The 10,719-nt window shown below is 37.9% G+C and carries 14 protein-coding genes and 1 pseudogene; 5 read left to right on the plus strand and 10 right to left on the minus strand.

Going from position 1 to position 10,719, the window contains the following annotated elements:
- The 5 genes and pseudogenes from AAOP42_RS00520 to AAOP42_RS23715 all read left to right on the plus strand — a co-directional run.
- Positions 1-895: T9SS type B sorting domain-containing protein (locus tag AAOP42_RS00520; RefSeq protein ID WP_349526494.1), on the plus strand; the 895-nt coding region annotated here is incomplete at its 5' end.
- A gap of 22 nt (positions 896-917) precedes the next feature.
- The gene (locus AAOP42_RS00525) at positions 918-1,835 is read left to right on the plus strand and encodes a PorP/SprF family type IX secretion system membrane protein (RefSeq protein WP_349526495.1); all 918 of its coding nucleotides are present in this window, start codon (positions 918-920) and stop codon (positions 1,833-1,835) included.
- Positions 1,836-1,859: 24 nt separating this feature from the next.
- Complete coding sequence (locus AAOP42_RS00530; RefSeq protein ID WP_349526496.1) at positions 1,860-4,166, plus strand: OmpA family protein; 2,307 nt, start codon at positions 1,860-1,862, stop codon at positions 4,164-4,166.
- A 245-nt stretch (positions 4,167-4,411) separates the two neighbouring features.
- Positions 4,412-4,525: a hypothetical protein gene (locus tag AAOP42_RS00535; protein ID WP_349526506.1), complete on the plus strand. Its 114-nt coding sequence runs from the start codon at positions 4,412-4,414 to the stop codon at positions 4,523-4,525.
- A gap of 45 nt (positions 4,526-4,570) precedes the next feature.
- Positions 4,571-4,700 (plus strand): annotated as a pseudogene (locus tag AAOP42_RS23715) (integrase core domain-containing protein); the annotation flags it as partial.
- Here the strand turns inward: AAOP42_RS23715 and AAOP42_RS23720 are convergent.
- The 10 genes from AAOP42_RS23720 to AAOP42_RS00585 form a co-directional block, all read right to left on the minus strand.
- Complete coding sequence (locus AAOP42_RS23720) at positions 4,655-4,807, minus strand: hypothetical protein (RefSeq protein WP_502947631.1); 153 nt, start codon at positions 4,805-4,807, stop codon at positions 4,655-4,657. The pseudogene AAOP42_RS23715 and the gene AAOP42_RS23720 overlap by 46 nt on opposite strands.
- Before the next feature lie 107 nt (positions 4,808-4,914).
- Positions 4,915-6,063, minus strand: coding sequence for a glycoside hydrolase family 18 protein (locus AAOP42_RS00545; protein ID WP_349526497.1), 1,149 nt, complete (start codon positions 6,061-6,063; stop codon positions 4,915-4,917).
- A 584-nt stretch (positions 6,064-6,647) separates the two neighbouring features.
- The gene (locus AAOP42_RS00550) at positions 6,648-7,127 is read right to left on the minus strand and encodes a GNAT family N-acetyltransferase (RefSeq protein ID WP_349526498.1); all 480 of its coding nucleotides are present in this window, start codon (positions 7,125-7,127) and stop codon (positions 6,648-6,650) included.
- Between the two features lie 8 nt (positions 7,128-7,135).
- The gene (locus AAOP42_RS00555; RefSeq protein WP_349526499.1) at positions 7,136-7,705 is read right to left on the minus strand and encodes a uracil-DNA glycosylase family protein; all 570 of its coding nucleotides are present in this window, start codon (positions 7,703-7,705) and stop codon (positions 7,136-7,138) included.
- Positions 7,706-7,717: 12 nt separating this feature from the next.
- Entirely contained in the window at positions 7,718-7,858 is a 141-nt protein-coding gene (locus AAOP42_RS00560; protein ID WP_349526500.1) for a hypothetical protein, read from the minus strand.
- 62 nt (positions 7,859-7,920) lie between these two features.
- The gene (locus AAOP42_RS00565; protein ID WP_349526501.1) at positions 7,921-8,385 is read right to left on the minus strand and encodes a YHS domain-containing (seleno)protein; all 465 of its coding nucleotides are present in this window, start codon (positions 8,383-8,385) and stop codon (positions 7,921-7,923) included.
- A gap of 29 nt (positions 8,386-8,414) precedes the next feature.
- Positions 8,415-8,948 (minus strand): carboxymuconolactone decarboxylase family protein, encoded by a 534-nt coding sequence (locus AAOP42_RS00570; protein ID WP_349526502.1) that lies wholly within the window; start codon positions 8,946-8,948, stop codon positions 8,415-8,417.
- A 19-nt stretch (positions 8,949-8,967) separates the two neighbouring features.
- The gene (locus tag AAOP42_RS00575) at positions 8,968-9,330 is read right to left on the minus strand and encodes an SPW repeat domain-containing protein (RefSeq protein WP_349526503.1); all 363 of its coding nucleotides are present in this window, start codon (positions 9,328-9,330) and stop codon (positions 8,968-8,970) included.
- Between the two features lie 13 nt (positions 9,331-9,343).
- The gene (locus tag AAOP42_RS00580; RefSeq protein WP_349526504.1) at positions 9,344-9,697 is read right to left on the minus strand and encodes a hypothetical protein; all 354 of its coding nucleotides are present in this window, start codon (positions 9,695-9,697) and stop codon (positions 9,344-9,346) included.
- A gap of 101 nt (positions 9,698-9,798) precedes the next feature.
- Positions 9,799-10,383 carry a Crp/Fnr family transcriptional regulator gene (locus tag AAOP42_RS00585; protein ID WP_349526505.1) on the minus strand — a complete coding sequence of 195 codons (585 nt, stop codon included), beginning with the start codon at positions 10,381-10,383 and terminating at the stop codon, positions 9,799-9,801.
- Positions 10,384-10,719: the final 336 nt, after the last annotated feature.

Below are 10,719 nucleotides of genomic sequence, written 5' to 3' on the forward strand. Positions count from 1 at the left end.
TGGCGTGACCGACAACAATGATGGGACCTATACGGCAACCGTAACGAATGTGGTAGCTGAGACCGTAACAATCAGTGGTGCACTGGATGCAGTAGCGATCACTGATGATGCTGAGATCACCTTTACAGTAGGGTCAATCAGTGTGGCAGATACCGGCACAGCAATCAGTGGGGTGAACTTAACTAGAGTAGCCGACGGTATAGAAGCTGCGACCATTACTGTTCAATTGAAAGACGTGAATGGCAATGACATCAACACAGCCGGAGTAGAAGTACAGTTTTCAACAACCTTAGGCACCTTAAGCAACACCGGAGTAGTACAGACCGATGCTAATGGTCAGGTGAGTGTAACATTGACCTCAACGGTAGCAGGAACGGCTGAAGTAACTGCTCAGATAGATACAGACAATGACGATGGAGTAGATGAGACAGTGACTAATGGCAGTCCGGTAGGGGTTGTGTTCAGTGCAGATTCTAATGCTGATACAGATGGAGATGGTATTTTAGATTCAGATGAGGATGGGAATGGTGATGGTAACCTATATAATGATGATTGTGATCAGGACGGAATACCGGATTTTCAAGATGCAGACCTTTGCGCACAAATGATAATGCCTAATTTATTTAGCCCTAATGGGGATGGTGTAGATGATATGTGGATGCTTCCAGGTCTTGAGAATTATCCTTCCAATAGGGTCACTATATATAATCGAAATGGGAATAAGGTTTCTGAGATAGAGGGATATAATAATTCTGACAGGGCTTGGGATGGTAGAGCTACTGAAGGTTTAGTCCTTAATTCAGGAAATGGGGTTCCATCGGGTACATATTTTTATGTAATTGACCTTGGTGATGGTTCATCTATCATAAAGGGGTTTGTGGTAATAAGGAGATAATTTGAAAGTAAAAAATATAATAATGAAAATATTCACAAAAATAATTTTCACCGTGTTGCTGGCGATTATTTCCGTTTATGTCTACGGGCAACAGCAGCCTCAGTTTAGTCAATACATGTTCAATGGTTTGGCTATTAATCCTGCCTATGCAGGAAGCCACGAGGCGATTAGCATAACTGCTTTGAGTAGAATTCAATGGGTGGGTTTTGAAGGGGCACCCAATACTCAGGTTCTCTCGATCCATAGTCCAATTAATGGCAAAAATATTGGATTGGGTTTGCAGTTTAGCCATGATGAGATAGGGTTTACCAATGATAATAACCTACAAGCTAGTTATGCTTATAGAATAAAGATGCGTAAGGGAAATACATTGGCTTTTGGTTTGCAAGCAGGATTTTCAAGTTATAGTATTGACTTTTCAAAAGCACGAACCATAACGAATGATCCATCTCAAGGTGGAGATGTAAGCAGTTTTCTCCCCAATATTGGCGCAGGAATATTTTATTCAACCCCCAATGCTTATTTGGGATTATCCTCACCGACAATGTTGAATTCAGCAGTAAGCCGAGACGGAAACACTCTTTTTTCTAAAGAAAACCACTATTTCTTAATAGGAGGATATGTTTTTACAGTGAACGAATCATTGAAGATAAAGCCCAACTTCCTGGTAAAGGCAGTTTCAGGATCTCCAGTAGGTTTCAACCTTAATTTGAACGCTTTGATAAAAGAATTTGTGTGGCTTGGTTTGTCTTATAGACCACCAGAATCTCTTAATTTTTTATTGCAATTTAATATCAGTAAACAGCTCAGAATTGGGTATTCTATGGACTATGTATTGGATGAAACCCTGAGCCAGGGAACTACTACATCACATGAGTTTATGGTCAACTATAGATTTAGAATCAACGATAAGCATGTCATTACCCCTAGGTATTTTTAACCTAAACCATAAAGTTGAATAAAGATGATAAGAATAATACTAGTATCAATTGCTTTAATTTTTTTAACGAAAATATCCTTTTCACAAGACCTCCCATTGGTTGGTGGAAAAGACACTTACAATTTATTGGGGGATGAAAAGTATGAGAAGGAATTATACGTAGATGCCATTGATTATTTTGAAAGAGCACTTGCTTATCAACCTGATAATATAGGTGTATTGGTGAAATTGGGGAATTCTCATAAGAAGTTAGGTCAATTGGAAGCCGCAGCGGATTATTATGAAAAAGCCCTGACATCTGGAAGATTAAAGAATCCAGAATTTTATATAGACTATGGAGATGTATTAATGAGCTTGGGGGAAAAAGAAAAGTCTGAAGCTATGTTTCTTGAAGCTGAAACATTAGGTGGTGGTGAAAAAGTAAAAAACAGAATTAAGTCTTTTGAAAAATACGAAGATTTTTTCCTAGACTCGCTTTCTTATGTAGTGGAATTGATGGATTTTAATTCCAAGAAGTCTGAGTTTGCTCCGGCATATTTCGATGAAGGTATTGTTTTTGTGTCTTCCAGAGCTTCAAAGAAGCCTTTTCAGCGTGTAAACAGGAGGAGTTACGATCCTTATCTTGATCTTTATTATATCAATACAGGCAACAATGACTCTAAAGTTTCGCAGTTTAATGAAAGAGAAAAAAACAAATTTCATGAAGGCCCTCTCGTTTTTTTTGATGATCAAAAACAGTCCTATCAAACACGGAGCAGTCTTGAGAATGTAAAAGGAATAGTCAGATTGGAAATCTATCATACAACTTATGATTCCGATCATAAGGTTACTTCTATGACTCCATTACCTTTTAATTCTAAGAAGTACTCTGTAGGTCATCCTGCTACTGACAATACTGGAGGTACCCTTGTTTTTTCCAGTGATATGCCTGACGGGTATGGTGGCACGGATTTATATATAACACATTTTAAAAACGGTAGTTGGACATCTCCAAAGAATCTGGGGGACAAAATAAACACCAATGGTAATGAGCAATTTCCCTATATAGATGAGAATGGTAGGTTGTATTTTTCCAGTGACGGTCACCAAGGACTTGGAGGTCTTGATATATTCCATATCAATTTGGAAAATCCTGACCGGGTACTTAATCCGGGTTTTCCTTTGAATAGCCCATCGGATGATTTTGGGATTATAATAAACCAGAAGGAACAATTTGGTTATTTTTCGAGCGATAGGGAAGGTGGTTTAGGTGAAGATGATATTTATAGTTTTAGCATATTTCGTATCAATATAGCCTCCAGAATGATTGATCAGGAAACAGGGCAGGCAGTCATGGGGGATTTTAGTATTATCGATGTTGAAACAGGAGAAGAAGTTCCGTTTGAAAGAGATGGTAATCTGGTCATTTTTAAAGGACTCAGAAGTAGGCACTATAGAATAACCGCCAAACCTGACCAGCATAACTCGATAATAAGTGAAGATATAAACTCAGATGATTATATAAATACCACAGATCCGGTTGACTTGGGTTTCAAACGCTCCGAGTTGTCACGAGTGGTGATGGTGAGTGCAAGAATGTTGCATGAAAAATCAGGAAGACCGTTTATAGGTAAGCTGGAAATCACAGAAACCAGTACAGGCGAGGAAGTTTCATTTGAGAGAACGGAAAAAGGAGATAGTCTTTTTATTCCGGCTCTAACCAAACGTAATTACCTGATCACAGGAGAAGAGGAAGGATATGAACCAATTTCAGTCCCTTTTTCTACAAATGCAATTGCTATGGGTGTTGATACTTTTTTGATTGATTTAAAATTTAAAAGTATTCCGAAGCAAAGGATGAAACCTGAAAAAGTACAACTTATAAGTATAAATAATGGTGCTATTCGTGATAACTATCTTTTTGTGAATGGTCTCTGGCATGAAATTGAAGGCAATATAGATGAGTTTATTAAGGGCAAAGGATTTATTTTGGATGGCAGAACAGAAATATTTACCCCCAAATTTAATTTTGACAAATCTGAATTGAACCCTGAAGGAAAACAACAACTGGATAAACTTGTTAAGGATTTGATTAGTGATAACAGACCAGCAGTACGCCTTGAACTATCAGGGCATACTGACAGCAGAGGAGATGAAGTTTACAATCTAAACCTTTCGAAAAAGAGAGTGAATTCAACAGCATCGTATCTGATAAAGAAAGGATATCCATCAGATAAAATAACAGTAAATTATTTTGGTGAAAAAAAATTATTGAATGCCTGTCAGGATAAAATCAAATGTACAGATGAAGATCATGCAAAGAACAGGCGGGTTGAAGTGAAGTTGTTGTAAAGAATTGTAGAGTACTTCTTCAGATTTTTCTTAATTAACACTTGATCTCTTTGTTATCAGGTTAAGTTAACTTGATTTTAATCAATTCAGTAAACAAAACCAGTTAAGAAAATTAAAGTTCATTCATCATATCCTGGATGAGATTCTTTAACTTAAAGAATGAAACTAGGATATGCCAGGGTCGGTACTCATGACCAAATCTCGATCTGCAAATTGATGCACTGCACAAGGAAGGATGTCAAAAAATCTACAAGGAAAAACCCAGTGGAGCAAAAACAGATAGGCCAGAGCTCTCTAAGTTATTAAGAACATACCCGAGAAGGTGCCACGATAGTTATTTGGCAAGCTGGATCGCTTAGGGAGTTCTCTCAAAAACCTTGTTGAACTTGTTGGTCAAATGGCTGAAGTTTATTGTCCAAATGACACAGGATTGGAGCACAGGCCATGATATTTTGTTATAATCAGCCTGGCAAGCCCACCCAAAACGCCTATGTCGAAAGGTTCAATGGTTCATTGAGGAGAGGTATGTTGGACACATCTGCTATTTGCTCTTTAAAAATGTTGTAATCACTTTTATCATTGAGTGCATTTTCAAGCTCTCCCAACTGTACTTCTTTTTTTAAGGATGAATCCTTCTTCATCAGATTCTCAAAGTGCTGAAATTCGGTACCCTTCAGTAGTTTTTTTAGATATAGCTCGATTAGTCGGGTACGCTCCCTTTAGTCATTGTCTAGTATATAAGCTTGTTTCACTCATGTGCGGCCTTATAAATTGCGTCAAGCAGGGTTCCCTCTTCCTTGGTATCATTACCTAATTCCCAAAACATAATTCCACCCAGTCCTTTGTCTATTGTATATTTGGTTTTGAGTGCTACTGAAACCGTATCATCATAGGATACCATTAAACTGTCCGCAGAGTTGTACATAAAAGGTGCCTTGGCATTATCATCCCAATAGCGTTGAAAATTGGTGTCTGGTTCATACTTTTTCCGAATTTGATGATAGGCCATCCATCCAATATGAAGGCCACCGCTTAGCTGGTACAATCCGTTGTTTTCCGGTGGTACTCCTTTCCAGACCCGGCCGTAAAAGGCACCTCCGATCACTATCTGTTTAGGGTCAACGCCTTCCTTTATCAGGAAATCCACAATTTTCATTGCAGAACGTGGATCAGGATCAGGATTTTTACCGCTTTGATACAAACTATTCAGGTGATCATAAAACGGTGTGCCCATAATATCTTCACTACGCGCATTACCCAGAGGTGTATGGTGCCCCGTGTAAATAGATACTCCCGATACCTGATCGTAGGTCATCACATTGGTGTAATCGGCATATTTCATCACCTCATTCACTTCGATATGATCATAATAGCGTTTCCAGCCAGCCGAAGCGAAAGTTAGGAGTTTGGGTGAATCAAAGGTGTCCAACATCTTACGTAAACCTTTCATCAGGGCAGTGAAATTTTTAGTATCTTCTTCACGTGCCATGGTACCGGCACCTGATATTCCCGGATACTCCCAGTCCATATCCATACCATCGAGTTGATACTTTTTGATAAATTCTGAAGCACTATTAATGAATTTTGTACGACTTTCTTCCGATAGTGCCATATCTGAAAATCCATCAGCACCCCAGCCACCACAAGCAATCATTACTTTTAGATCAGGATTGCGTTTCTTTTGCTGCACCAGTGCCTCCAACTTTGGACCCGCTACTTCTGGCCTTCTAAATCTCATTTCTCCGTCTATCACATTGGTGAAAGAGTAAATGATATGGGTGAGTTTTTCAACAGGTATCTCTTCCGGTTTATAATTACGCTCCGGCACGTAATAAGCCATGACCACAGGATTGACTGAAGACTTAGTTTTTTGAGATTCTCCAGATTGTGTGTTCAATTTTTGTGAACAACTCAGAACAAAAAACAGAATTAAGAGATGGGGTATAGTTACATTTTTCCAGTTCATATTAATTTTCTTTAGTCTTACCAGATTATTTCGATCTAGAGGGGCATATTCTATTTAAAATCTTTTACAAGATAGCTAATGAAACAATTATTTCAATACTTTGAAATCAATACGACATAAATGTTGAAAAATATATGCTTAGTTGGTCAAAATATGGACTTGCTATGATGAGTGGGAAATGCGGACTGTCCACGCCGATGATAGAGCTAACAAAGTTGTTCTTGCGAAATGCTAAGATTCAATACAGATCAATTGAAATTATAAATTTTCCACTTGGTCTCGTATCTCTCTGGCATAGTAGGTGATTTGCCAGGTTTTATAAGACCAGTATGATATGAATCCATGCTTTCCTACTACCAGAATACGCAACCTTCGATTCGATGAACCGCCGTATACGAGACCCGTACGTACGGTGGTGTGAGACCTGCCTTGCCGGACAGGCGGGGGTGCACCAGTGGGCTATTTGCTCACTGGCCATCTACTCGATTACCTGCTTTTTTTATTATTTCATCAGTTTAAGTCAGGGTCATGTGATTTTCTATTCTAAACCTGATAAACCTTGTATTCCCAATTTCCAATTCATCGTCCATTTTAAAGCCTAGTCTTATTAAACCATTTATTCGCGTCCTTGATGGTGGAAATAATACAGTTACTGATTTTAATCCCATTTCACCAAATGCTTTCTTCATGATTTTATCGTAAATGACTTTTCCTATTCCCCAATAATTAGGATGCAGTACAATTGCCAAATCTGCCTCTCCTTTCTCTGGCTGTAAACCGCCCCAGCCCGCAAAGTTACTATTAACTATAAAAGCCCATGGGCCGTAACCATATTCAACCCATAATTTTTCTTTGGCTTTAATAAACTGATCACATATGCTTTCATTGAATTGATTAGTTAATAAAGGCATTTGGCGTCTCACCAATGGATTATTCATTAGTTCAATAATGCTTGTTTTATTTACTTCTGATAGCCGTTTAAACTCTAGGTTCATGATTCTAATTATATATATGTCAAAATTTTTTCTTGTAAAATGGGTGTCACATTCTCTTGAAACCAATCGTTTTTCGCTTGCCAAATATTATTCCGAGGCGATGGATGTGGTAATGGGAGGTATCTTGGAAGATATTCTATATAATTTTTAACCGTTTCCGTCAAGGTCGATTTACAATCATTGCCTAAGTAGTAGTTTTGTGCATATTGTCCAATCAATATGGTTAATTTCACGTCTATCATAGCTTTTAAAATTTGTTGATGCCACAAAGGAGCACATTCAGGTCTTGGGGGTAAGTCACCCGACTTCCCTGTTCCTGGAAAACAAAAGCCCATTGGTATAAGGGCAAATATTTTTTCATCATAAAATGTTTGCTTATCAACACCAAGCCATTCCCTTAAATTATTGCCACTGGCATCATCCCAAGGAATTCCGCTATCCTGAACTCTTTGTCCGGGAGCTTGTCCTATGATTACAATTTTCGAGGATGTACTTACCTGAATTATTGGATTTGGAGCATTTGGCAAAAAATCTCTGCAAACGGTACAATTTCTAATTTCTGAAATCAGTTTGTGCATAAAAGAATGGATTTACTTGTTAGTCATTTTTGCATATATCAATCCAATCGCTGCTCCAATGACCAATCCCACACCAATGCTATCTAAAGCAGCTCCGAAGATCATCCCTATGCCTGCACCAATGGTAATCCATTGAGTTGTTTTATTTTTCATAATGGTTTAAATAAAAAGCACCTGAGATTTTTTCAGATGCTTTTAAATTCAATATTGATTTTTTATTGTTTGCTTAATTTCGCCCAATTGGCATCTGCTTTCTGTATTAACTCTTTGTGATTTCCTGCCAACCACAGTTGCTGTGCATCTACTTCCAAATCGTAAAGAAACAAGAAGTACTTGCCGTCCTTCACTACAAATTTATTAGGGTCAACTCTGAATTTTGCTCCAACAGAAATACCAAAAGCACAGTAACCACCATATTGCGGTAAATACTTTTTAGGATTGGTCTCGAAGGACTTTTTTTGGTCTTCACTAGTAAAATAATAAGCTAACCCATCATAAGTTACCTTATACTCTTTTAATCCCTTTTGAGCAATCCCCAAATCCAGATATGAAACTGGGCTATACCCTTGTAAGGCGATTTTACTATCATCAATATTGTTGGCCATTTTATTTTGAGCAATGGCATTTGTGCCTAGCAACATTATTATTGCCATTACGAATGTTTGAATTGAATTTTTCATGTTTTTTTATTTTAAATTGAACGTTTATATTAAATACTTTGAGCTATTGGAAAATCGACTGTCATCTTAGAGGTGATAGCGATAAAATTGGTTATGATTTTATCGGCTATTACAAAGGCGACATCAATAAATTCATTTTCAGAATATCCAGCTTTGAAGAAATTTTCAATGGTTTCTTTCTCTGCTTGTCCTCTGTTTTTTGTGATAGAAACCACAAGTGCTACAAGGGCGTCAAGTTTTGGGTCAAAACTTGCCTTTCCAGTCCTTAATTCAATGGTTTCTTCTTCGGTAAAGCCATTCATTTTACCCAAAGCGGTATGTGCAGACTGGCAATATTGACAGCCATTGATTTGACTGACTACTAAACTAACTGCTTCTTTTTCTTTGTTGGAAAGGGTGCTTTTTCTACCAATGAAGGCTAAATAATCGGCCAAAGCATTAGGGTGCTTTGCCATATAGGTGTAAATGTTAGGAACAAATCCTAGCTGCCCCTGAACTTTATCATAGGTTGCCTGATTTGAACTGGAAAGCTCTGATCTTGAAGGTATTTTGAATCGATTCATTTTTCTTATTTTTTAATTTTTACTGAATGCTTTGTGCCTCTTCTGGTTTGTGCAAGCTCACTACCGTTAAAACGGCTCCCCCGTTTATCCAATAGTAGTATGCGTCTAATCCATCGAATGAAAACACAAAAGGAGCAGACACGAAAACAATCCCAACCATAGCATCTACAATAAGATGTCCTTTGTAAGGAATTATTCTGTAAACTCCCAACTGATGGTCTGTTAATAGCGTCAGTATAAATGCTGCAACTCCCGTTACTACCGATAGGTATAAGGCGAGTGAGTTAGCTGCTCCCAAACCCAATATGAAGGGTAATGCGATAAGTGCCACAGCAACTGGATAATCCAAGTAGGCGTGTATTTGTTTTGTTACAAATTTCATATTCTCCTCCCTTTTATGCTTTGAAATATTGCTCTTCTACAATCTGTCCGTTTTGCCAAACGGTTCTTAAAATCTCGTGCCATAAGATTTTGCTGCCGTCTTTCATATCAAAGTCAAAGGTGAATTCAGCAAAGGAAATATCTCCATTTATTGATGAGTGATGCAAAGTGATACCATTTACTTTAGCTATAGCACCAGCAAATCCTTGCATTTTGGTGACCATTTCCGATTTGTTGTTGGTTACTGTGCCATCAAAATCAATGGTCTTGGCATGGGGAGCAAAATACTTTTCTGTGGCTTCCACAATTTGTCCTTTCTTCACCATTTCGTTTTTGGCGGAAAGGATTTCATTTAATGATTGTTCCATTCTTTATTGTTTTGAATTGTGTGTCAATATCGACAAGACAAAAGTCCAGCAATTCAAAAGCAATAAATATGAAGTAGTTTAAGAAATAAGGTTGATCTAGTTCAACTTTTTTTAGTTCGTTTGTTTCTAATTCTAGACAAGAACTCTGTCGTCATACCTAGATAAGAAGCCAATGCGTATTGTGGTACACGCTGAACAAAGTTGGGGAAATTCAACAAAAAGTTTTCATAGCGTGCTTCTGCCGAGTGTGTTAGATTAAAAAGTATTCTTCGGTGTTCAAATGCAAGGCCCTTTTCAGCCATTATTCTAAAAAAGGTTTCAAATTTATGGTTGATCTTTTTTAGCTCTTGCTCTTTACTGTATTCAATTTGTAAAATAGTGCTATCCTCTAAAGCAACTATAAAAAGGGTGGCAGGATGCTGATAGATGTAACTATTGAAATCAGATACCCACCAGTTTTCGATAGCAAACTGAAGCGTGTGGTCTTGTCCGTCATCTGCAATTGTGTAAGCCCTAAAAGCACCCTTTACTACAAATGATCGATGTTTGTTTGTGAAGTTGGGCTGAACTATGAATTGTCTTTTTTTCACTTTCACCTCTTCAAAGCATGAAGCAAATTGTTCAGCTTCAATGTCATCTAGTGACACAAAATGTTTTACATAGGCTAAAAGCTGGTATTTATTCATTGTTCAATATTGTCTTAGTCGGTTGGAGGAGTTCAAAATTGCAGGTAACGTCTAGCTATGATGAGTGGGGATTAGAAAGCACTAATCTCTCGTCTCGCACATAGCCACGCCTTGATTTAAATTTAAAAATTGTGGCGGACTTTCCAATGCCCACCAAAATATCTTGACCGATGAAACCCCATTCATTCATAGCATATGTGTGTGCCCAGCATGGGCATCTTTCCCTACATAAAAGTAGGGTATTAATTTATAGGGTGCAAGTCCCTTATGGGCGAGAGTCGTGTCTCGAACCATTAGTAAGCTGCAAGGTGGTTTACCATGAGGTATGCACTGAAG

The sequence above is a fragment of the Reichenbachiella sp. MALMAid0571 genome (assembly GCF_040151475.1).
Classification (GTDB): Bacteria; Bacteroidota; Bacteroidia; order Cytophagales; family Cyclobacteriaceae; genus CAXBNB01.